This is a genomic window from Marinobacter adhaerens HP15 (genome assembly GCF_000166295.1).
GTDB lineage: Bacteria > Pseudomonadota > Gammaproteobacteria > Pseudomonadales > Oleiphilaceae > Marinobacter > Marinobacter adhaerens.
In genome coordinates this window covers 2,957,164-2,978,189 of record NC_017506.1, presented here as the reverse complement: position 1 = coordinate 2,978,189, position 21,026 = coordinate 2,957,164, and the positions used below count along the sequence as shown (strand labels likewise).

The following is a 21,026-nucleotide window of genomic DNA, read 5'->3' as shown; positions in this document are numbered from 1 at the left end:
CCGGTGTTCATTCGCGTTCTAACGTTCTTTTATATTTCCGTCCGCATCGGAAATCACTATCTCGACCCGCCTGTTCTGTTGGCGCCCTGCGGGTGTTTCGTTCGTCGCAACCGGGTATTGTTCCCCGAATCCCTGCACTTCAATCCGGGCCCGATTAATACCTCTATCCATCAGGGCCTCTCTTACAGCCTCAGCCCGACGCTCTGACAGTTGTTGGTTGTAAGATTCTGCTCCGGTGCTGTCCGTGTAGCCTTCCACGCGCACGCGACGGTTTTCATATTCAGCCATGAATTCAGCCAGGCGGCCTACTGTCGTTTCCCCGGCAGGTTTCAGTTCAGCACGATTCAGGTCGAACAGAACGTCACCCAGGGTAAGTACCATGCCACGGTCTGTCTGTTCGGCCTGCATAGCTTCCATTTGACGGCGCAATTCAGCGGCTTCCTGCTGGGCAGCCTGGGCCTCTGCAGAGCGAGCCTGCAACTCCAGTTCCTTGCGTCTTTCTTCGGCGGAGTTTATCTGTTGCTGCAGCTTGGCGCGTTCGGCCTGCTCCCGGGCAATCTCGGCATGGCGATTGGCCAGGTAGGCCGCATGCTCGATTTCCGCGGTGCTGGCACCCTCTTCCAGTAATCGCTCAGCGCGGGCAAGCTGATCCCTGGCGCTTCTCAGCTGGCGGTCGCCACTGCGGGCAACGTCTGGATCGGTTCGGATATCCTCATAGGCCGCCTTTGCTTCGTCAACCATCTGATTGTCCTTGGGCGCACTGGCACATCCGGCCAGGAAGATGGAAAAGCTGACAACCATGCTCAAAATCATGTATCGATTGTTCATATCAATCTCCTGTTTAAGCTGGCGCCCTTACTGGCTTCCATTCATGCGTTGGCGAAGAGACTCAATGTTCCTGTTGATCTCTTCCACAGCCTGTTTGGCCTTTGCAGTTTCGGCACGCGCGCCGGCCAGCTGAGCATCGACGGATGCCTGTTCCAAAAGGTGCAGTGCTTTCTGATAATTCTCCTCGCTCATTTCATCGTCGATGAGCTCTTCGGCATCGGCAAGCTTGTTCTGGGCCTGATTCAGCAGCACTGGCTCAAAGTTTCTTGCGTCGGATGACACCGCTTGTTGAACGGAAGATTCGGCGGCTCGCATTTGGGAGGTGGGGGGCTCCACGGAGCCCGCGCAACCGGTGATAGCGACGGCTATGCCGGCAATCCCGACGGCGCCCAATATCGACATATAATTGCTCATGCAATATCTCCTTATACTGGAAAACGGAGGCCTGACTGATTCCTTTAATCCAGTCAGGTTGCTGATCTGTGGTAATGGACCTGGAGGAGAACTCAGGGTATCTGTCAGCTCAAACGCCTCTACTTCCTCAATTCAAAGATAGCAGTCAGTGGTGTTGTGCACATGAGCATTTATCAATGAACATTAAGAGCCGAAACACACTGTCTGAGAACGAGTAAGCCCTCCAAAATGAACGCTCCTTTCAAACTCCGGCCTTACCAGCGGGAAGCGGTTGACGCCACGCTGGCTCATTTTCGGAAAACCGATGAGTCCGCCGTTATCGTGCTGCCAACCGGTGCGGGGAAAAGCCTGGTTATTGCCGAGTTGGCGCGTCTCGCAAAGCGAAAGATCCTGGTGGTAACCCACGTAAAGGAGCTGGTGGAGCAGAATCACGCCAAGTATCAGAGTTATGGATTAACCGGCGGAATTTTCTCCGCCGGGCTGAAGCGGAAGGAAAGTCACCACCAGGTGACCTTTGCCAGTGTGCAGTCGGTATCGGCGAACCTGGATCAGTTTCGGGACGAATACTCGCTGGTCATTATTGATGAATGCCATCGGGTCAGCGGAGAAGAAACTAGCCAATATCAGCGCATCATAGAGCTCTTGCGGCAACAGAACGATTCTCTGAAAGTGCTCGGGCTGACTGCTACGCCTTACCGTCTGGCCATGGGCTGGATCTATCGCTATCACTATCGGGGCTTTGTTCGGGGCGAGGATGACAAGCCTTTTCAGCACTGCATTTACGAGCTACCGCTGAGTTACATGATCAACCGGGGGTATCTCACCCGGCCGGAGCTGGTGAACGCGGCAGTGGCTCAATACGATTTCTCTGCGCTGCCCAAGGACCGCTTTGGCGAATACGCCGAGAGGGACGTTAACCAGCTGCTGAGCAAACACAAGCGCGTGACCCGGGCGATCATTGAGCAGGTTGTGGAGTTGGCTGCCGAGCGTCAGGGCGTGATGATCTTTGCGGCCACCGTGGAGCATGCGCGGGAGGTCGCCGGATACCTGCCAGAACACGAAACTGCCCTGATAACGGGCGCCACCGATCTGAAGGATCGGGACTTGCTGATTCAGCGCTTCAAGCAGCGGCAGTTGAAATATCTGGTGAACGTGTCTGTGCTCACCACGGGCTTTGATGCGCCCCATGTGGACTTCATCGCCATTCTTCGGCCCACCCAGTCGGTGAGTCTCTATCAGCAAATAGTAGGCCGCGGGCTTCGTCTGGATGAGGGTAAACAGGATTGCCTGGTGATCGATTACGCCGGCAACCATGTGAATCTGCATCATCCGGAAGTGGGGGAGCCAAAGCCGAACCCCGACAGTGAGCCGGTGCAGGTGTTCTGCCCGGGCTGCGGGTTTGCCAATATCTTCTGGGGCAAAACAGACGATGATGGCCGTGTGATCGAGCATTACGGGCGTCGTTGTCAGGGACTGCTCGAGCCTGTTGACGGGGTTCAGGATGAACGCCCGCAGCAGTGCGATTACCGTTTCCGCTTCAAGGAGTGCCCGCATTGCGGGGCTGAGAATGATATTGCGGCCCGCAACTGTCACCAGTGCCACAAAGCCATCATCGACCCGGATGATCAGCTGAGAGATGCGCTGAAACTCAAGGATGCCATGGTCATCCGCTGCGCCGGGATATCGCTGGTTGCCGATGGCAGCAAGTTGAAGATCACCTATCACGGGGAAGATGGGGAAGAACTCGGCGAGTCGTTTGATTTCAGCAAGCCGGGCCAACGCGCTGTTTTTAATAAACTGTTCGGGCGTCGCTTTGCCAATAGCCAGGCCCCGAAAGCGTTCAGCTCAGCGGATGAGGTGCTTGAGCTGGAGGCCTTATTGCCGGCACCGGATTTCGTGATTGCGCGTAAGCAGAAGCACTATTGGCAGGTGCAGGAACGGGTTTTTGATTATCAGGGGCAGTTTCGGAAGGCGAATGAGGTGTGAGCCTCTGGAAATCTAAACCGTCAAACCACAAAACAACTGGCAATTGTGTGGCTGGAAGCGCCCAGCCACACAAGATCATCTCTTTGAGCAACTCATTAGCCGAACGCAGGCTGCTCTGGTTTGCTGCTGGCAACCCGCTTCATCCATGCCATGTCCAGCGGAACCAGCACATTCAGGGCGAACAGTGCCCAGCCCAGAGGTTGCAGGCTTGGGGCAAACCAGATCATCAGGGCAAGGGCCATCAGGCTCCAGGTGACATCTACCATAATTATCAGCTTGAGGAACTTCTCCTGCCACTGTTCCTTGCTGGCGATAACGGCCATATCCACGCACCACAGCAGCATCACAATGCCGACCACCATGTAGAAGGTTGCGCCAGGGCCACCGGCCCACTGGGCAATCGGCTCAGCGGCGAGAATAAGAGCCAACGCAAGGGGCGTGGAGAGGAAGACATCGCTCAGAAGGATTTGCTTCACGCTGAATCGACGTATTAAGTTTTTCATGGGATCACCTCAATCGGGTTTCGCAAAATGTGGGACTACACTGCAAAGCTTCTACCCGGGCGGTGATAGTCTCAATTACCTGTGAGGTAATGGTTCCGCCTACCCTCGGCTACGATAATGGCTGAACACTCGGAATTTACAGGAAGCCCAATGAGCGCCTTTGGTACTCTGTTCAGAGAAATGCGGCTGGGCAAGCGCCTGAGCCAGATGGATTTTGCCCTTGCGTGTGAGGTGTCGCCCAAGCACATCAGCTTTCTGGAAACCGGCCGCAGCAAGCCCAGCAAAGGCATGGTTATACATTTAGCTCAGATGCTGCAGGCGGACCTGGCCGGAACCAATCGGCTCCTGTCTGCTGCAGGATACAGCCAGGTCTACTCCGATCAGGATCTGAATGCGCCTGCCATGTCCATGATCAGGGAGGCGCTTGAACACTTGCTGGAGGGGCACCTGCCGTACCCGGCCGTGGTTTTCGACCATGAGTATTATCTGGTGATGGCCAACCAGACCATGCAGGCGATGATGGCGAGGATGAACGAGCTGGGGGCCCGGTTTCCGGCCCGGCCGAACTTCTTGCTGTCGCTGCTGGATGAGCGCGGCATGAAACCCTTCGTGGTTGATTGGGAGAATATTGCCTGCCACATGCTGCAACGCGTTTACCATGAGCACCTTGCGGGCCCTTTCCGGGATCAGCCCAACCGGTTACTGGAGCAGGCTTTGACCGTGCCCGGCGTTCCTCAGAACTGGAAAAACCACGTGGTGGAGCACCTGGACTACCCGGCGATTCCTTTCACACTGAATCTGGGCGATCAGCAGCTCAGGATCTTTTCCACCATTGCAACGATAGGCACGCCGCTGGATGTGACTGCTCAGAATTTGCGGATCGAGCACTTTTTTCCGATGGATGAGGCCAGTAAGGCCTATTGGCAGGGATGAAGCCAGTTTCCGCTCTGACGTCACAGCTGCTGCCGGTTACAATGGGGCATCTTTAAACGTGAAAGAGAGCCTTATGCCAATTGAAAAGAACCAGGTCGTCCTGTTCCACTACAGCGTTCGTGATGAGCAAGACAACGTTGTTGAAGACTCCCACGGCGGTGAGCCGAACGCCTACCTGCATGGCCACGGCGGCATCATCAAGGGCCTGGAAGAAGCCCTGGAAGGTCGCGATGCCGGCGATACCTTCAGTGTGACTGTCACTCCCGATAAAGCCTATGGGCCCCGCAAGCCCGATGCCATCCAGCGGGTGCCGATCAAGCATCTGATGGGGGCCAAACGCTGGAAGGCGGGCATGGTTGCTCAGGTTCAGACCGAGCAGGGGCCTCGCCACGTGGTTGTTGCCAAGGTGGGCCACAAATTTGCCGATGTCGACACCAACCATCCGATGGCCGGCAGAACCCTGACCTTTGATATTGAGGTGATTGACGTGCGCGCCGCGACCTCGGAAGAGATAGCCCACGGCCACGCGCATGGCCCGGGCGGGCATCACCACTAAGCATGTGGGGGCAGGCATGCAGATCGGCGTGATTGCAGATACCCATAGCAAAATGCGTCCAGAAGCCCTGGAAGCCTTTCAGGGCTCGGAGCTCATCCTGCATGCCGGCGATGTCGGGCGGGACGACGTTCTGGACGCGCTCGAGGCGATCGCGCCGGTCATTGCCATCCGCGGTAATATCGATAAATCCGGCCGTGCAGCCGAGCTTCCCGACACTCGAGATCTGGAGTTTCTCGGCCAGGCCCTTTACATGCTCCACGATGTCAAAACCCTCGACTTCGATCCGCAGGGCCGCTACCGCGTGGTGATTGCTGGCCACTCCCACAAACCCCGCAACGAGTGGATTGGCGATGTGCTGTACTTCAATCCTGGTGGCGCAGGCCCCAGGCGCTTTACTTTGCCGATTACGGTGGGGCGGTTGGAGATCAGCGAAGATGGGGTCGTCGGCGAGGTTATTGAGCTGCCGGGTTGAATTCACCCGTTGTCCGTCGCATGTCTGTGTCAGGTAATAATCAAATTATTGCGTTCTCTCCAAATGAGTTCAGAGGCAAAGGAGGAAACATGGATAAGCGCACATTCGGCAACACCGACATTCAGGTAACGCCCGTCGGGCTCGGCACCTGGGCTATTGGCGGCTGGATGTGGGGCGGAACCGACGAAGCCCAGTCCATCGATACGATCCACAGGGCGATCGATAAAGGCATTGGGCTTGTGGATACGGCGCCGGTGTATGGTTTCGGTCGTTCCGAAGAGATTGTGGGCAAGGCCCTCTCAGATGGCCGGCGGGATCAGGTGGCTTTGGCCACCAAGGTGGCCTTGAACTGGAATGATGATCACGACAAGGTCTGGCGCGATGCGAGTGCCTCGCGGATCGAGCGGGAAGTCGAAGATTCCCTGAAACGCCTGCAGACCGACCGGATCGATATTTATCAGGTCCACTGGCCTGATCCGAAGACGCCTATGGAGGAAACTGCACGGGCGCTGGAAAAGCTATACCAGGCGGGAAAAATCCGCGCCATTGGCGTGAGTAACTTTACGCCATCTCAGATGGATGAGCTGCAAAAGAGCGTGCCCCTGCATAGTTTGCAGCCCCCGTATAACCTGTTTGAACGGGAGATCGAACAGGATATTTTGCCGTACTGTCGGGAAAACGGCATTGCCACCATCACCTACGGCGGTCTCTGCCGCGGCTTTCTGACCGGCAAGATGCGGGAAGACACTCAGTTTACCGGTGACGACCTGCGCAAGAATGATCCGAAGTTCCAGGGCGATCGCTATCGGCAGTATCTCAATGCCGTGGCCGAACTGGATGCGTTCGCCCGAGAGCGGTACCAGAAAAGTGTATTGGCACTGGCCCTTCGCTGGCTGGTGGATCAACCCGGCGTCACAACAGCGCTGTGGGGCGCGAGAAGACCGGAGCAGCTGGACCCGGTTGACGAAATCGACGGCTGGTCTCTCGACAAGAATGCGATGGCCGAAATTGATGGCATTCTGGATCGGTGCATTACTGATCCGGTAGGGCCTGAGTTCATGGCGCCGCCGACCCGTTAATTCTCCGCAGAAAAACCGGGTTCTTTGCAGTGACCAATGGACAGACTGCAGGGAGCCCGGTAAGCCTGTCACGCGAAGCGATCATGCGTGTTGGCATATCCTGCCTTTCGCTGTACCTTTTTAGCTACCGCAACTATCTCTCATCTCTCGGTCGGGTAAGGCGCAGTGTTTAAAAGGTTAAGGAAAGCCGTGTATCCAGTGGTGGTTTTAACGCTGTTTATGATGGCTGCGTGCCCGGTTTCTGCAAAGATCTATAAATGGGTGGATGAAAACGGCCAGGTGCATTTTGGCGATCGGCAGGATCACCGGGTCGCGCAGGAAGTGGTCAATGTTAAGCCAGGTGCCTCTGAATGGTCGCGTTTTGAGATCGATATCAGAACTGTTGATGTTGAGCTGAGCGAAGCGGAACACCAGCAGATCGTTGAAGGCGTAAACAACGTCTATGAGTTCTTCGACCGGGTGATGTCTTTTGATATGCACCGGACGGTGCCGGTCAATATTCTGATTCTCAAAGACAGCGCGGCATACCGGAACTACCTCGTCCGTCGGAACAGGGGGGTGGCTGTTGCCTCTTACGGGCTTTACATACCTTCCGAACACCAGATCGTCGTCTATGTTCGTAAAAACAGAAATCTCACCTTCAAAACCATCAAGCACGAAGTGAGTCATGCGGTTGTCGATACCATCGTTCCCTATGCGCCAGCCTGGCTGAACGAAGGGTTGGCAGAGCAGATGGAGACCATTGAGCGCGATGAATCCGGCTTGTATTTTGAGCGCCACCGTGAAAATCAGTGGGTGGTTGATCAGGCACTTGAACAGGGCCGTCTGGCGGGCATCGATCAGCTATTGAAGCTGCCAAGCAACAAGTGGCGACATTCGGATCTGTCGGGGCGCGGAAGCCTGCGGGCCCAGTCTGGCCAGTTCGTGTATTTCCTGATGTCCAAACCTACCCGAAGAAACTTTGTGGTGCGCCTGATGCACAACTTTAATCGGGGAGATCGCACCATCTCCTATTATCTGGTCAACGACAATTACATTGGTGGTGTAAGCATGCTGGCCCTCGACTGGCGGCGCTGGTTGCACGATCAGGGGGCGGGGGTTGTTCGGCTCTAGACGTCTGTCGTTGCTCGGGCACGATTCTCTGGCTTGCCGGTCATAGTCTGGTGTAATGGCAATTTCGTACACTGGTTGAGTAGTAACGAGTGTGCGGGGCGAATTGTCCCGACAAAACCGCGATAAGAGGATTCGATATGCCTCAGCTTCGTTTTACCTATCTGATATGTGTTGCCTTTCTTGCTGCTTTAGTCGTTGCCTCTGCTGCACAGGCTCACCACGGCTGGGCGTGGGCCACAGACGAGGAATTTGAAATTACTGGAGTCATTCAGTCAGTACGCCTTGGAAATCCCCATGGCGAGGTGACACTACGCGTGGATGGCGAGGACTGGGTTGTGGAGGTTGGTCAGCCCTGGCGCAACGACCGTGTTGGGCTTACCAAAGAGATGTTGAGCCAGGGTCAGGAAATAACCGTGCACGGCCATCGTTCTGCGCGGGAGAACGAGCGTCTGGTGAAGGCTGAGCGGGTTGTGATTGACGGGCAGGATTACAATTTGTATCCCGGCCGCACGTCCTGAATTCCGGGATGATTGAGCAAGCGCTGATCTCCGTTGAAAATCTGGCCTTTGTCTCAGCCCTGCGCAATTCCACCTTCATGTACCCGCTGGTAAACGCCGGCCATATACTCGGCGTTTCCCTGTTGGTGGGGAGCATCGTGCCGCTGGATCTGCGTCTGCTGGGGCTTTGGCGGAACTACCCGGTGATGGTATTTGTTGATGTGCTCCGCGATACGGCAGCAATGGGTCTGGCGCTGGCGGTTATCTTCGGACTGTTGTTGTTCGCCACCAACGCTCCGGACTATGCCGCCTCTCCGCTGTTCCAGGCGAAAATTGCTTTTGTTGTGCTGGGTGCGTTGAATGCGTTGACTCTGGGGCGGGTAATGGCGCGCCGGGATATACGAAGCTTGCCGATGGAGTCACCCATGCCTTTGGCCCTCAGGGCAGGGGGCTTGCTCTCGTTGGTAGTCTGGATCAGCGCACTGGTTCTCGGCAGGCTACTGGGGTACTTCTGAATCCGGATCGCTACCCGAGCGTGGCGACCAGACTTCCCCGTGCTGCATCAGCCGAAAATCCGTTTCGTTCAGCCCTTGTCGCTCCAGGGCGGCCCTTAGCCGTCGGGGCGGCTCGTCCATGGGCTCGTCGGTGAGCACGAACGTGCCCCAGTGCATCGCCACCGACTGTCGGGAACCGATATCCTGATGAATGCTCACCGCCTCTTCCGGGGCCACGTGCACCGGCGCCATGAACCAGCGCGGGTCGTAGGCTCCAATGGGCAGCAGCGCCAGATCAATGGGCGAGAACAGCTCGCCGATTTTCCTGAAGATTCCCCCGTAGCCCGTATCGCCGGCGAAATAGAGCCGGAAACCGTCGATTTCCAGCAGCCAGCTGCACCAGAGTGAGGTGTTGGTATCCGTTGGGGTCCGGCCACTGAAGTGCTGGGCCGGAAGGCAGAACACTTCGCGGTTGCCAGGCAGGGGCTCGGATTGCCACCAGTCCAGTTCCACCAGGTTATGGATGCTTCGTTTCTCGAACCATTGCTTAAGCCCTCGGGGAATGCAGAAGCGCAGGTTGTCTCCGAAGCGCCGGTGTAACTGGCGCACGGTTTTTTCATCAAGGTGGTCGTAGTGGTTGTGGGAAATCAGCACCAAATCAATCGGCGGCATGTCTGCTACCGTCAGGGCCGGCGGTGTATAACGCTTTGGCCCGACCAGTTGAAAGGGGCTGGCGCGTTCCGACAGTACCGGGTCGGTGAGCACGTTCAGACCACGATACTGGAACAGGAACGAGGCGTGACCCAGCCAGACCAGTTGTGGTTCTTCGGGCGGACTCATCAGGGAATGCGTATCTGGCCGCAGCAGCGTGAAGCGTTTTCCCTTCGGGAAGTTGCGGCCCGGGGCCAGTTGCCAGCGCATAAAATCGCCAATGCCATGTCGGGGGACTGGCTCCAGGTTGCGGTACCTGCCCCGATAGAAATGAGGTTCCGCAGCGAGAGCGGCAAGGCGATTACGGTCAACGGTCATGGATCGAACTCTCATTCTTGTCAGGGGCCAATGCCAGTAGCTCCTGCAACATGCTATAGCTTAATCCCCAGATGCAGGCATCCTGGTAACGGCAACAGGGCATGTTGAGTGTGCCCAGGGGCGTGCGCCAGGAAAGTCGGCCCTGGTTTGCGTCTGCGCCGAGGTAGTCCATCGGCACCCAGACCGCTCGCTCGACTTCGTGGTTCGTCGAGACCGACTTCGGTCCGCGCCACTCGAACACATAGGGGGTGACCACCATCGGGCGCCAGCGGCTGTGATGGCGGGTGATCAGGTCGGACAGCCGGGTGAGAAAGCGGCCGTGGCGCCTCAGATCCATGCCGGTTTCTTCCAGTGTTTCCCGCTCGGCAGCGGCTCGTGCAGATGCATCTTCAGGTTGCAGGCGGCCGCCCGGGAAAGCCATGTCGCCAGACCAGGGGTCACCCTCCCGACGGGCCCGCTGGATAAAGAGCAACTCCTTGCAGCCGTTTTCTGTGCTTCGAAAGATAAGGGCGACGGACGCTCGGGCGAATCGGCGCCTAAACGGTATCTTGTGGGGGCGCAAATGGCTTAGCCAGGATTTCGAGGTCACGAAAGCCTATCCTCTTCCATAAGCTCTCTCAATTTGGCAAGTTGCGCCTCAACGACTCGCAGGCGAACTTCTGTTTGAGCGGGTGTTTCCCCCGGGGCGCCGGAAGTCAGTCGGTCGCGGTATTTCTCCTGCTTCTCCATCAGGCGCTCTTCAAGACGCTTCAGTTCTTCAAGCGCCAGGGATTTACCTTTGTCATGGTCGCCTAGAATATCGTCAAGCTTCTCCACCAGATCCTTGAAACCCACTGTTCCGTCCCTCTGTTTCAAGCCTACTCGGAATTCATCATGGCATGACCTCTGCCCGCCCTGCGTCGCTCACCGACAGCTGCTCTGTGGTTCGAGCAGCTTCAACATCCATGGCAGTCAGCAGCTCGCGGGTTCCTGTCAGAATAGCATCGACGGTTTCGCTCGCGTAGGCAGAGTCGTTTAGCAGGGACGTAGCCATGGCGGCATCAATCCGTTTTGCACCCAGGAGTTTTGTGACACGACCGACCATCGATTCGCGGTCTACTCGCGCGCGCACAGCGATCTCGTCGAGCTCCAGTATTGCTGTGCTGGCATCCTCGAACCGGCCTTCGTAAAAACGATGGGTCTCACGCAATACCATCGCGACTCGTAGCCGAAGCTCGTTGTACTCTTTACGAATCGTGGCGTTATCCGACGCCATATAAATTGTGAGATTCTTGCGTAGGTGTTTGACATGCTTGATGGCTTCGACCATCTCCGAGGCCGCATGCTGAAGGCGATAGAGCGATTCGGTGGAATTTGCCGGTGATTCCCGGGTCATTCGCGCGGAAATAAAGTCGAGAATGGCGTTGTACAGGCGTTTTACCCGCTGTCGGTAGATCAGGTCGATGTCGATATCGATGCGTTCCCGGGAATTGTTAATCATCGCTGCAAGGTCATCGGTCTGGCGAATATTCTCGCGGTGCAGGTGGAGACCATGGGCAAGGATAACGAATGCTTGATCGAACAGGTGCCAGACCTCCCTGCGCACTGCCGCGATTGCACTATCGGGTGAGTCCATCGCAGCCTGATTCAGGTACCGCGGCTGTGCGGCGACCTCTTCCTCTCGCTCTGGCAGCCAGCGTTCGAGTGCTCGCGCCATTCTCGAGATCAATGGCAGCATGATGGCGACACCAAGGCAGTTGAACAGGGTGTGGAATAACGCGAGCTTGATCGTATAGTCATCGTCGGCGATCGACATGAGCGCTGACAGGGCATCCACTGACCAACGCAGGGGCTCGATCAGCACCAGGGCGATCACTGCCGTTACCGCGTTGAACAGGAGATGGGCGCCTGCCAGACGCTTGCCAGTGATATTTGCACCCAGACCACCGATCAGCGCGGTGACGGTTGTGCCAATATTCGCACCAATGGCCAGGGCCAGAGCGTTTTCGTAGGTAATCTGCCCCGTGGCCAGACCGGCCAGAGTCAGCGCCAGCGTCGCATGGCTGGATTGCATCACGACGGTCGCCAGAATTCCGAGGCCTGTGTAGACAAGAAGTCCTGCGACACCGTCCATTGCATACTCGCGCAGATCAACAGCCGACTCGTAACTTTCGAATCCCGCCTTCATGAAATCGATGCCGAGAAACAGAAACCCGAGCCCGGCGAGAACTGCACCGAAGGCTTTCCAGGCTCGTGGTTGCTGGAAATTCAGTACCACGCCAAAGACAAGCATCGGCAAAGCAAAGGCCGAAAGGCTCATTTTCATACCGATGCTGGCGAACAACCAGGCGCCGGTCGTGGTGCCGAGATTGGCGCCGAAGATAATGCCGATACCCGTGATCAGCGGAAGCAAGCCGGCGCTCAAAAACGAGATCGTGATCACCGATACCAGGGAACTGGACTGCATGATGGCGGTACTGACGATGCCAAAACCGAGGCTTTTCGGAATCGTATCTGTTGTGCGACGCAGCACGCTCTCGAGAAAGCCGCCGGTAAACTGGCGAAACCCGTTCTCCAGCGAGAGCATGCCGAACAGAAAAATGGCAACGCCGGCGGCAATCTGTTTGAACTCTGGGCTCACCCATAGCGCAAGGGCGAGGATTCCGAGGATCAGAGCAAGAAAGAGCTGGCGATAGTTCACTGGGATTTAACGTCCCCTTTTCTGAATTATTTGACTATCAGTTTGCACTGGGACCATATCAGTGGTCATCCTTTTGAATTGTAGGCTGTTAACTTTTTAAACGCGTACCCAAACCCTGAATCGAGATTTAATGGCCCGGCATTCATCGCAAAAAAAGCGAGCGATTGAAACCGTGCCTTGCGGTGCACCCGAAAGGAGGCCAGATGACGTTCGAGCATATCGTTCAGATAAACGACCTGACCAAGCCAGAGCTACCGGTTCTGACCCGATTCCAGGTGTGGGAGGGGCTGGTGCTCAGGGCCCGGCGCCCGGACAAGTTCCTCGTTGGTGTCGATGATTACGAGATTCTGGATCAGGGCCCGGCTTACCTGAAGCGTAGCCTCCAGCTGCCGGGACTGCAGGTGGTCGATGAAGTCACTTTCTGGCACGAGGCGAGGATAGAGTATCGGACTCAGCCAACGGCTACCCTCCCGGCCGCAACACTTGTCATGGATATCGAAGAGCCCGAGCCGGCATCACTGTTTGTCCGTTTCCGGTATGAAACAGCGAGCATCGAGAACCGCGGTGATTCGATGCCCTATGACCAGTATCTTGAACAGGCCTACGTAGCCACAGACATTGAGACGATTCAGATCATTCGGCAGTTGGCCGAGACAGGGGTATTCTGCTAAATCCGACTCGTTTGATGGAGTGGGAGCGTATTCTGTCCGTGAGCCCACAGTTGAGGAGTAGCCATGTTTCGCATTCATGTCGAACGAGTTCTCGAGAAGGATATCGAGTCAGTCTTCAAAGCCATCTCCGACCACGCCCGCTATTCCCGGTTTCCAGGGGTTAGCAAGTCTTTACTGATTGAAGAGGGTAGAGGCGAGAAAAATGGCACTGGCGCCCTGAGAATTATCGGAGCGGGCCGGCTTGAACTCACTGAGCGTATTACCCGGTTCGAGAGGCCAAACCGAATGCATTATCAAATTGAAAAATCGAGCCCGTTCGCCGTTCAGCACACGAAGGGAGAGATTGTTTTAAAGCCAGAAGGCGAACAGACCCGGGTTACCTGGGTTTCTGAAGGGCACGTGCAAGTGCCGCTGCTGGGTGGGGTAATGGACCGATTGGCTGAGCGCAGCTTTTCGAGGGCTTTCAATTCTCTGCTCAAGTCTATTGATCGGCTCTAGGATTTCAGCTCAGCCGGGACGACATGCTGGCCTGCCAGTTCGTCATTCCTCGATCATTTCCCGTTCAAACCGGCCCAGCACAACCATGATAATGAGTGCCAACACGGTCACCATGCTGGCAAGAACCAGCGTGCCCAGACCGCAGGCGACACCGATCGCTCCGCAAATCCAGATGGAAGCGCCGGTGGTAATGCCCTGAACGCTTCCGCGGCTTTGAATAATGCAGCCGGCGCCGAGAAATCCGATACCGCCGATCACACCTTCAACGATCCGCGACGGGTCTATCCGGGCTGAAGGGTCGCCTTCTGCGGTCGTCATCAGGATATGGAGGCCAATCAGAATGAATGCCGAGGCTCCTACGGAAACCAGCATGTGAGAGCGGAGCCCCGCGGGTTTCCCTCGCAGTTCCCGCTCAAGCCCGAGTACCAGCGCCAAACCGGCGGCCATGAGCAGGCGGACAATGATGTCCAGTGGTGGAATTTCACTCTCGAACATGCGAGGTCCCCAACGGAAAGATTAAGTGTATTTTGGCGTTCGGGACATGCCCTAGACTTTGGGGCCCTTGCCCCGGAAGACGTTCACTATTAAAGATACAACCAGCAGTACCAGAAAAATGAAGAACAATATCTTCGCAAAGCCGGCGGCCGTTCCTGCAATACCTCCAAAACCAAGAACACCCGCAATGATCGCGATTACCAGACAGACGATAGCCCAATAGAGCATTTGCCATCCTCCTTTTCAGGGTTGTGATCTTACGGTGGCACGCGGAGGGGCAGTGCGCAACTTTCAGGCGTCTTTGTGAAGGGATAGTAACGGGGCATTAATTCGCCATCAGAGCTCGACAAACCGCGGCACAATCATGAGCCCAACACCGACTGCCAGCATCTCCCAGGCGCTGCTGGCCAGGTAGGGATACAGGATCATGGCAATGCCGCAGTATCGGGTGACGATGTTTTTCCTGCGCCGGCCATACATGAAATAGGCGAAACCGATGCAGCCGAACAGCAGCGACAGGAAGATGTCAGCGGTTTCCATGCGGTGAACTCCTCCGGTAAGTTTACCCGTATAGACTAATTGTAGAGTCTCAAAATAGGGAGCGAGTTGGTTATGAGAGTGTCTTTTTCAGTGAAAGCGGTGCTAATCCTGCTATCACTTGCGCTGGCACCGATAGTAGCGCATGCAAAGCCCGTGTGGATCGATGTCCGCACAGAGGCAGAACATCGGCAAAGCCACATAGATGGAGACCCGCTGATTCCGCATGACCAGATCGTTGCGGAGGTTACCGAGAGGTTCCCGGACAAAGACACCGAGATTAATCTTTATTGCCGCAGTGGCAACAGGGCAGGTAAAGCAAAATCGGCTCTGGAGCGTGCCGGTTATACAAATGTTGAAAACAAGGGGAGCCTGGCTGAGGCGCGTGAAGCGCGCAGTCTATAGGGAGCGAACAATTTTTAGCCACTTCAGGTATAATGGAAGGCTTACGATATTAATTAAGCCATCCCGACCTGGATATCACTATGAGCAAGAAACCCGAGAAAGTTACCCTGACCTCTGCTGCGATTGAAGAACAGACAGCCGCGTTTTTGAAAGCGGGCGGATCTGTGGAATACGTCGGCAAGGGCAAAAGCGGACAAGTATCCCCCACGGGTTCAAAGCAGATCAGCCTGAAAAAGTAACGCCCATCTCAGTGACGAGGATTGCTCTGATCGGGGGAGGACTCGTCATCTGAGGCGTTGTCATTCGATGTGAGGTAGTAGTCTTTCTCATCGAATGTTTTCACATCAGGATCTTCAATATAGTTTTTGCGTTTGCCCCGATACAGCCATACGGCGATGATCGCGACAATTACTGCGAGCACAATCCATTTCATTGTTATCTCCTCCACAAGGTCGTCGTTCTTATATTGAGCACCTTGCAGAGTGATCCGTCAATGTAACTTGCACATACGCTTCAAAGAGGCTCGGATCGGCATTTGAGCAAAATGCCATTCGCGCCTTTACTTGATGTATGGACAGCAAAGGTGTCGTGCAGATCATGATGGAATCATTCGGTGCAGATTTGATTGAGCAGCTCCGTCGAAATCTTGGCGATGCCTTTCAGGCAGTGTCAGGCGAGAATCTCGACTGGGGTGCGTTGCTGGTACAGATACTCGGCCAGCTGCTGGTCTCTGTAATCTACCTTGGCGTCTTCCTGGGCGTTTATCTGATTCTGATCGCTGCCATCAGGCTGGGCCTTGGTGAGCGGCGAACCAAAACCCCTCTTTACATCCAGATGCGCAGCGGCCTCCGCTATCTGGCCGGGTTGGGTGCGCTGGTAGTTATTCTTGCGCAATTCGGGGTTTCGCCTGAGGTTCTCAAGGCGATGGCGAGGGCGGGTTTCATGGTCCTCGGTTTCTACGTGGTCTGGGTAGTTTTCCGACGTCTGATCAAGGAAGGCACTTCACGCTATCGAATGGATCCTTCCATCCGGCAACTGGTCGAGAATCTGTTTGCGGTTATCGCCGCAACCCTTGCGGTGGTAACGGTGCTTGCCCAGTTCGGTTTCGATGTGGTGTCGATTATCGCCGGTCTGGGCATCGTCGGTATTGCCGTTGGTTTTGCAGCTCAATCCACTCTCTCCAATTTCATTGCGGGTATCACCCTGCTCATTGAAAGGCCTTTTCGCATCGGTGATTGGGTCACTATCAACGGACAGGAAGGCAAAGTGGTGAAGATTGCCTTGCGAACCACCTGGCTGCGAACCCGGGATAATATCTTCACGATGATTCCAAACGACAGTGTTGCCTCCACGGATATCATCAATTACAGCGCAGAGGGCGTGACCCGCCTGAATATTCCCGTGGGGATTGCTTACAAGGAATCTGCGAAGGCGGCGAGGGAAGTGCTGATGCCGGTTTTGCTGGCACATCCCGAAGTTTTGCAGGGCGCTGGCATGGAGCCCCGTGTTTTGCTCAAAAGCCTCGGTGATTCGTCAGTGAACCTAGAAGTCAAAGTGTGGATAACGCCGGATAACCTGGATGTTCGGCCCAGAATCATGGCCGATATTCTCGAGCAGATGAAAGAAGCCCTGGATGCCGCCGGTATAGAGATTCCCTTCCCGCATCTGCAGCTGTTCATTGACGATGCAAAAGGATTGAAGCCGGTTCTCGAACCCTTCTACAGGCTGCGGGGATAAAACGGAAAATCTCTGCAGGCAGGCCTTTGGATGCTTGCATCTTTTGACTCGAGATCCTTTCGTAATCGTCTTGATAGTGGAGGGGCGGGCTCGCTTCCTGGCCTGTAAGGGTCTAGATTGTTGTGTATGGAAACTAATTTCCGCGTTTGGCTGGGACACTCTGGTCTGACGCATCGGGCTGTTGCCAATGCCCTTTGCGTTATTTCGAATATAAAAGGTTAACTTATGGCGATCACACCGGAATCCAAAATGTCGCAGGAAGTGCTGGCCTGGCGCGATCCCTCCATGGACTCGGTTCTCGGAACGGAAACACCCAAGGACCCAAACAAGGGCTATATTGCTCTTCTTGGCTGGAGTATTAATGCGATCAAGGCGGCTCAGAAGTTCGATCGCCGCTATATCGTGGTTGCCCCGGATTGGGCTGCCGATTTTTGCACGGCCAACAATATTCCCTTCATCCCCTGGGATTTTGTTCGCCTGAACGATCGGTCCATGGAAATCGCTGAAAAGCTGAAAGCCGAAGGCGTGGATGTCGCAATCCCATTGTTCGAAGAAACGGTGGAATGGTCAGGCGCGATCAACTCTGTTCTGTTGAATAATCCGCGTATGTACGGCCAGTCCATTCTGTTCCGGGACAAGGCGCTGATGAAACGTCGGGCCCAGCTTGGTGGTATTCGCGTCGGGATTTTCGAAGAAGCCCACGAAAAGGATGACATCATTCGCTTCATGAAGCGGGTTAACCAGACGCTGCTCAAACTGGATGGTGACCCGGACGATCCGATTCACGTGAAGGCGTTCGATAAAGCCGGTTGCCTGGGTCATCGCATGATCCGCACGCTGGAAGAAATCGATACGATTCCGGACGAGGAATACCCCCTGCTCATGGAAAGTCACCTGAGTGGCTGGGAATTCGCCGTTGAGGCCTGGATCCACGATGGCAAAATCAAATTCCTGAATATTTCAGAGTACGTCACCCTGGGTTACTCGGTGTTTGTTCCTGCCACGAAGGAACTTGAAAGCTGGCGCGAAGCAATCACCAAGCAGATCGAGTTGCTGGTCAAAACATTTGATATCCAGTTCGGTCTGATTCATCCGGAGTACTTCGTAACCAGCGACGGCACCATGTATTTTGGCGAAGTTGCGTATCGCCCACCCGGGTTCAAGGCCTTCGAATTGATTGAACGCGCGTATGGATTCAATGCCTACCAGGCTTCCATGCTGGTGTTTGATCCCAAGAGCACCAAGGAAGAGGTCGATGCCTTCTTCCCCCGCGAAGTGGTCGATGCCAAGGGTTATGCCGGCTGCTTCGGTGTTTATCCGAGACGCCGCGTGGTGAGCAAGCTGGAAATGCCCAAAGAGTGCATTGAGCATCCTTACTTCGAGTCTCACGAGTTGGTGGCCCCTGCCGAGGAAACAGTTCCGGACCGATCCGCTTTTGGTACTCACTGGGGGCTTGTGTTCTTCTTCGGTGACGACCCGATCAAGATGCGGGATCTTCTGAAATCTCAGGAAGAGCTGGACTTCTACGTCTAGGAATTAACCGGATGGTCACTCTTTCCCGATAGTCGTATAGTTTTTTTTACCGCAAAAAAAGCCCCTGCAGCGCAGGGGCAAAAGACCACAACAATGACGCTGTGTGGAGTGTTCTAGAACTTAACGCGTAAGCCGGTTGTCACCAGAATGATGTCCTCATACTCCGGCGCATAACAGGTGTTGCCAGAAGTGGTGCACCATTCCGCACGTTCATGGCTGTGAATCTTCGCGCCGGCGTAGGCGTCAAACAGGTCGGTTGGGCTGAAGACGTAACCCACACCAATAACGGACCCTTTTTCATCGTTTTTGTTCCGATCGCGGGTCTCGCCGTAATGAATATCGAACGCGTGCGTCCTGTTCGGGCGGTACCCCAGCTTCACATAGCGGAATTGGCCAAGCTCTGAGTCGGTGGCGTCGAAGGTGTCAGTCGCCTCTTCAGGCGTCAGTTTCTCCGCGCGGTTGACGGCTGCTAGGGTCAGGTTCAGGCCGGTGTCACTATGGAAATAGGAAACAGAGCCGCCGTAGGTATTCACATCCGGCCCGTCACTGCTCAGGTTGTCGATGTTCTGTGTTGCACGAGAGTAGCCGGCGCCAACCAGCATCCGGCCACCTGGAACCCGCAGGCCTGATTTGACACCCATCTGCAAAATCGAATCCTGACCGTCGCTTCCATCATGGCCCGCACTCACGGATATGGTGACAGGGCCGATACGCGGACTGTCATAGCGGATACGGTTGTGGCGGCCTTCAAAGTTGTAGTCCCGGATACTGCCTGAAATGCTGACTTCGTTGCCGAACGGGTTGGCTTCGTCAAAAGGGTTGGTCTCAGGGGGCGTCCTGTTCGGCCTCGAGCGAAACGATGCCGGGAATGGTTTGAGGGCAAACCGTAGTTCACCGCCAATCAGGCTTGGGTTGCGGAAACTGATCACACCCGTGCCTGAATAGTCCCGGCGCCCGGCATTGTAGGCTGCGCCCTCACCAAGGCCTAAGGTCAGCTTGCCATAGGGTGTGTCCAGAAACGCATCAGTGACTCGTTCATCGATTTCCGGGCCGGTATTTTTCTGGGCCGGGTCAACATCATTGGATGCGTTAGCGAATACACCAACTTCGATCAGTGCGCCGGCGGTCCAACCGTCGATAATGCGCTGGGTGCCACCAATATTGAAACGGGTCGGGCTGTTGCGGTTGTCAACATGATAGATCTCGGTGTCTGATCCCAGTCCCAGTTCGTTCGCGTTATAACCGTCCTTCGCGTACATGATGGCCCGGTTAACCTGGCCGCCTACTTCTACTTCAAGGGCCGATGCCGGGGATGCTGCAATGCTGATAATCCCAGCTGCCAGCAGCGTTTTTGAAAACCTCATAGTGCCTCCGGTTTTTGTTTTGTACTGATTGCTCAGTGGCGTTTCCTGTGTTGTCACCCCCTTTATCGGCTACAGTGGATACCTATGTAAATTGAAAACATTAGATAGATATATGCGTTTTCTGCATCTTATTCGGAGATCAACATGAATATTAAGAAGTTGAGGTGCTTCCGTGCGGTGGTCATTCATGGCTCATTGGTGGCGGCTGCGTCTGTGATGAATCTGAGCCAGCCAGCAACCAGTCGTCTTATCTCCACGCTGGAGGATGAGCTTAAGCTCAAACTGTTCAAACGCGAGAAGCGACGTCTGGTGCTTACCCCGGAGGGTAAGGAGTTCTATCGGGAGGCAGAAAAAATCCTCGCCAATCTCGATGACCTGCCTCGTATTGTACGGGAGATCAAGGACGGTGGGACTCGCACCCTTCGCATCGTGGCGCTGGCCCGTTTGGCAAACAGTCTCGTCTCCCCGGCGCTTGCCCGTTTTGTGGCGGAAAATCCCGAACAACGTTTCAGTGTAGATGTTCGTGGGCATCGGGATATCGAACAGTGGGTCGCTGGCAGGCATTACGATATTGCGGTGGCACTGACAAAGCCTTGTAATCACCCATCAGTGATACAGCGGCCATTCTTTGATACCGATGCCATGGCGATGGTGCCAAAGGGGCATCCCCTGGAACTGCTGGAGTCGGTAACTGCAGAACAGATGGCAGAACACGACATCATCGCTTTGGCACCGGGACTGCGCCCCCGCTTTCAGATGGAAGAGATCTTTCATTCCGCCGGTGTAGAACTCACCTGCAAAATCGAAACAACGTCCAGTGTGCTGGCCTGCCAGATGGTGGTGGAGGGGTTGGGGGTAACCATTATTGATCGGCTGGCAGCGCTGGCGGTGGACGAGAGTCGCTACAGTCTTTTGCCCCTTAACCCTTCCTACAGACTTCAGTTTGTTCTTCTTTTCCCCCCTGGCTTTGAAGAGACACCGGCGACCAAGAGCCTGGTTCGCTGCCTGAGTAACCAGGTTCGCGAGTCCCTGGGCGAGCATGCCGTGATGACCAGCGATACTGATTAAGGATGCATTAATTGCATATAAATATGACTTATATTCAATTTTAAAATCAATTCGCCCTACCTAAACTGGCCTCATTCAATGATCGCCCGTCAATGAACCTTGCCAGGGTGGGCTGATCAGATTCTCCAAATAAT

The 21,026-nt window shown here is 55.3% G+C and carries 27 protein-coding genes; 15 read left to right on the top strand and 12 right to left on the bottom strand.

From position 1 onward, the window contains the following. Nucleotides 1-18 precede the first annotated feature (18 nt). Together HP15_RS14070 and HP15_RS14065 are read right to left on the bottom strand one after the other, a co-directional pair. A complete protein-coding gene (locus tag HP15_RS14070; protein WP_014578091.1) occupies nt 19-828 on the bottom strand; it encodes an OmpA family protein in 810 nt (269 codons plus the stop codon). A gap of 27 nt (nt 829-855) precedes the next feature. Continuing rightward, nucleotides 856-1,242 carry a DUF4398 domain-containing protein gene (locus HP15_RS14065; protein WP_041645509.1) on the bottom strand — a complete coding sequence of 129 codons (387 nt, stop codon included), beginning with the start codon at nt 1,240-1,242 and terminating at the stop codon, nt 856-858. A 228-nt stretch (nt 1,243-1,470) separates the two neighbouring features. Between HP15_RS14065 and HP15_RS14060 the strand changes: the two genes are divergently transcribed. After that, nucleotides 1,471-3,228, top strand: coding sequence for a DEAD/DEAH box helicase (locus tag HP15_RS14060; protein WP_014578089.1), 1,758 nt, complete (start codon nt 1,471-1,473; stop codon nt 3,226-3,228). A 95-nt stretch (nt 3,229-3,323) separates the two neighbouring features. Here the strand turns inward: HP15_RS14060 and HP15_RS14055 are convergent, their stop codons facing one another. Beyond that, nucleotides 3,324-3,731 (bottom strand): hypothetical protein, encoded by a 408-nt coding sequence (locus HP15_RS14055; RefSeq protein WP_041645507.1) that lies wholly within the window; start codon nt 3,729-3,731, stop codon nt 3,324-3,326. Between the two features lie 150 nt (nt 3,732-3,881). Between HP15_RS14055 and HP15_RS14050 the strand changes: the two genes are divergently transcribed. The 7 genes from HP15_RS14050 to HP15_RS14020 all read left to right on the top strand — a co-directional run bounded on the left by HP15_RS14050 (nt 3,882) and on the right by HP15_RS14020 (nt 8,896). Next, nucleotides 3,882-4,664, top strand: a complete 783-nt coding sequence (locus HP15_RS14050) for a helix-turn-helix domain-containing protein (RefSeq protein WP_014578087.1) — start codon at nt 3,882-3,884, stop codon at nt 4,662-4,664. Nucleotides 4,665-4,737: 73 nt separating this feature from the next. Beyond that, nucleotides 4,738-5,220: an FKBP-type peptidyl-prolyl cis-trans isomerase gene (locus HP15_RS14045; RefSeq protein WP_041645505.1), complete on the top strand. Its 483-nt coding sequence runs from the start codon at nt 4,738-4,740 to the stop codon at nt 5,218-5,220. Between the two features lie 16 nt (nt 5,221-5,236). Next, complete coding sequence (locus tag HP15_RS14040) at nt 5,237-5,692, top strand: metallophosphoesterase family protein (RefSeq protein WP_014578085.1); 456 nt, start codon at nt 5,237-5,239, stop codon at nt 5,690-5,692. 89 nt (nt 5,693-5,781) lie between these two features. Beyond that, the gene (locus HP15_RS14035) at nt 5,782-6,771 is read left to right on the top strand and encodes an aldo/keto reductase (RefSeq protein ID WP_014578084.1); all 990 of its coding nucleotides are present in this window, start codon (nt 5,782-5,784) and stop codon (nt 6,769-6,771) included. A gap of 198 nt (nt 6,772-6,969) precedes the next feature. After that, complete coding sequence (locus tag HP15_RS14030) at nt 6,970-7,884, top strand: DUF4124 domain-containing protein (protein WP_014578083.1); 915 nt, start codon at nt 6,970-6,972, stop codon at nt 7,882-7,884. Nucleotides 7,885-8,021: 137 nt separating this feature from the next. Then, nucleotides 8,022-8,402, top strand: coding sequence for a DUF6152 family protein (locus tag HP15_RS14025; protein ID WP_041645503.1), 381 nt, complete (start codon nt 8,022-8,024; stop codon nt 8,400-8,402). Between the two features lie 8 nt (nt 8,403-8,410). Next, nucleotides 8,411-8,896 (top strand): hypothetical protein, encoded by a 486-nt coding sequence (locus HP15_RS14020; RefSeq protein WP_014578081.1) that lies wholly within the window; start codon nt 8,411-8,413, stop codon nt 8,894-8,896. On the opposite strand, the gene HP15_RS14015 is transcribed toward HP15_RS14020, so the two are convergent. The 4 genes from HP15_RS14015 to HP15_RS14000 are packed head-to-tail and all read right to left on the bottom strand — an operon-like array spanning nt 8,879 to nt 12,584. Further along, on the bottom strand, nt 8,879-9,904 hold the full coding sequence (locus tag HP15_RS14015) for an MBL fold metallo-hydrolase (protein ID WP_014578080.1): 1,026 nt from the start codon (nt 9,902-9,904) through the stop codon (nt 8,879-8,881). The genes HP15_RS14020 and HP15_RS14015 overlap by 18 nt on opposite strands. After that, on the bottom strand, nt 9,894-10,493 hold the full coding sequence (locus tag HP15_RS14010) for an NUDIX hydrolase (RefSeq protein WP_041645501.1): 600 nt from the start codon (nt 10,491-10,493) through the stop codon (nt 9,894-9,896). The genes HP15_RS14015 and HP15_RS14010 overlap by 11 nt, the downstream gene beginning before the upstream one ends. After that, on the bottom strand, nt 10,490-10,759 hold the full coding sequence (locus tag HP15_RS14005; protein WP_227499640.1) for a hypothetical protein: 270 nt from the start codon (nt 10,757-10,759) through the stop codon (nt 10,490-10,492). The genes HP15_RS14010 and HP15_RS14005 overlap by 4 nt, the downstream gene beginning before the upstream one ends. A 16-nt stretch (nt 10,760-10,775) precedes the next feature. After that, nucleotides 10,776-12,584 carry a Na/Pi cotransporter family protein gene (locus HP15_RS14000; RefSeq protein ID WP_014578077.1) on the bottom strand — a complete coding sequence of 603 codons (1,809 nt, stop codon included), beginning with the start codon at nt 12,582-12,584 and terminating at the stop codon, nt 10,776-10,778. Between the two features lie 203 nt (nt 12,585-12,787). Here HP15_RS14000 and HP15_RS13995 point away from each other — a divergent pair, with 203 nt between their 5' ends. Together HP15_RS13995 and HP15_RS13990 are read left to right on the top strand one after the other, a co-directional pair. After that, nucleotides 12,788-13,255 (top strand): AtaL-like protein, encoded by a 468-nt coding sequence (locus HP15_RS13995; RefSeq protein ID WP_041645499.1) that lies wholly within the window; start codon nt 12,788-12,790, stop codon nt 13,253-13,255. 63 nt (nt 13,256-13,318) lie between these two features. Continuing rightward, the gene (locus HP15_RS13990) at nt 13,319-13,753 is read left to right on the top strand and encodes an SRPBCC family protein (RefSeq protein ID WP_014578075.1); all 435 of its coding nucleotides are present in this window, start codon (nt 13,319-13,321) and stop codon (nt 13,751-13,753) included. A 42-nt stretch (nt 13,754-13,795) separates the two neighbouring features. Here the strand turns inward: HP15_RS13990 and HP15_RS13985 are convergent, their stop codons facing one another. The 3 genes from HP15_RS13985 to HP15_RS13975 all read right to left on the bottom strand — a co-directional run bounded on the left by HP15_RS13985 (nt 13,796) and on the right by HP15_RS13975 (nt 14,788). Continuing rightward, nucleotides 13,796-14,248, bottom strand: coding sequence for an MgtC/SapB family protein (locus tag HP15_RS13985; RefSeq protein ID WP_014578074.1), 453 nt, complete (start codon nt 14,246-14,248; stop codon nt 13,796-13,798). 51 nt (nt 14,249-14,299) lie between these two features. Continuing rightward, entirely contained in the window at nt 14,300-14,476 is a 177-nt protein-coding gene (locus HP15_RS21970; protein WP_014578073.1) for a DUF1328 domain-containing protein, read from the bottom strand. A gap of 108 nt (nt 14,477-14,584) precedes the next feature. Continuing rightward, on the bottom strand, nt 14,585-14,788 hold the full coding sequence (locus HP15_RS13975; RefSeq protein ID WP_014578072.1) for a hypothetical protein: 204 nt from the start codon (nt 14,786-14,788) through the stop codon (nt 14,585-14,587). Nucleotides 14,789-14,860: 72 nt separating this feature from the next. Between HP15_RS13975 and HP15_RS13970 the strand changes: the two genes are divergently transcribed. Together HP15_RS13970 and HP15_RS22375 are read left to right on the top strand one after the other, a co-directional pair. Continuing rightward, nucleotides 14,861-15,190: a rhodanese-like domain-containing protein gene (locus tag HP15_RS13970; RefSeq protein ID WP_008172458.1), complete on the top strand. Its 330-nt coding sequence runs from the start codon at nt 14,861-14,863 to the stop codon at nt 15,188-15,190. A gap of 80 nt (nt 15,191-15,270) precedes the next feature. Further along, on the top strand, nt 15,271-15,429 hold the full coding sequence (locus HP15_RS22375) for a hypothetical protein (RefSeq protein ID WP_008172456.1): 159 nt from the start codon (nt 15,271-15,273) through the stop codon (nt 15,427-15,429). 8 nt (nt 15,430-15,437) lie between these two features. Here HP15_RS22375 and HP15_RS13965 read toward each other — a convergent pair whose 3' ends face one another. Beyond that, nucleotides 15,438-15,623, bottom strand: coding sequence for a hypothetical protein (locus HP15_RS13965; protein ID WP_014578070.1), 186 nt, complete (start codon nt 15,621-15,623; stop codon nt 15,438-15,440). A 164-nt stretch (nt 15,624-15,787) separates the two neighbouring features. Here HP15_RS13965 and HP15_RS13960 point away from each other — a divergent pair, with 164 nt between their 5' ends. Together HP15_RS13960 and HP15_RS13955 are read left to right on the top strand one after the other, a co-directional pair. Then, the gene (locus tag HP15_RS13960) at nt 15,788-16,927 is read left to right on the top strand and encodes a mechanosensitive ion channel family protein (protein ID WP_041646320.1); all 1,140 of its coding nucleotides are present in this window, start codon (nt 15,788-15,790) and stop codon (nt 16,925-16,927) included. A gap of 225 nt (nt 16,928-17,152) precedes the next feature. Next, nucleotides 17,153-18,460, top strand: a complete 1,308-nt coding sequence (locus HP15_RS13955; protein WP_014578068.1) for a carboxylate--amine ligase — start codon at nt 17,153-17,155, stop codon at nt 18,458-18,460. 113 nt (nt 18,461-18,573) lie between these two features. On the opposite strand, the gene HP15_RS13950 is transcribed toward HP15_RS13955, so the two are convergent. Then, nucleotides 18,574-19,824, bottom strand: coding sequence for a porin (locus HP15_RS13950; protein WP_041645495.1), 1,251 nt, complete (start codon nt 19,822-19,824; stop codon nt 18,574-18,576). A gap of 144 nt (nt 19,825-19,968) precedes the next feature. On the opposite strand from HP15_RS13950, the gene HP15_RS13945 reads away from it, so the two are divergent. Then, nucleotides 19,969-20,892 carry a LysR family transcriptional regulator gene (locus tag HP15_RS13945; protein WP_041645494.1) on the top strand — a complete coding sequence of 308 codons (924 nt, stop codon included), beginning with the start codon at nt 19,969-19,971 and terminating at the stop codon, nt 20,890-20,892. Nucleotides 20,893-21,026: the final 134 nt, after the last annotated feature.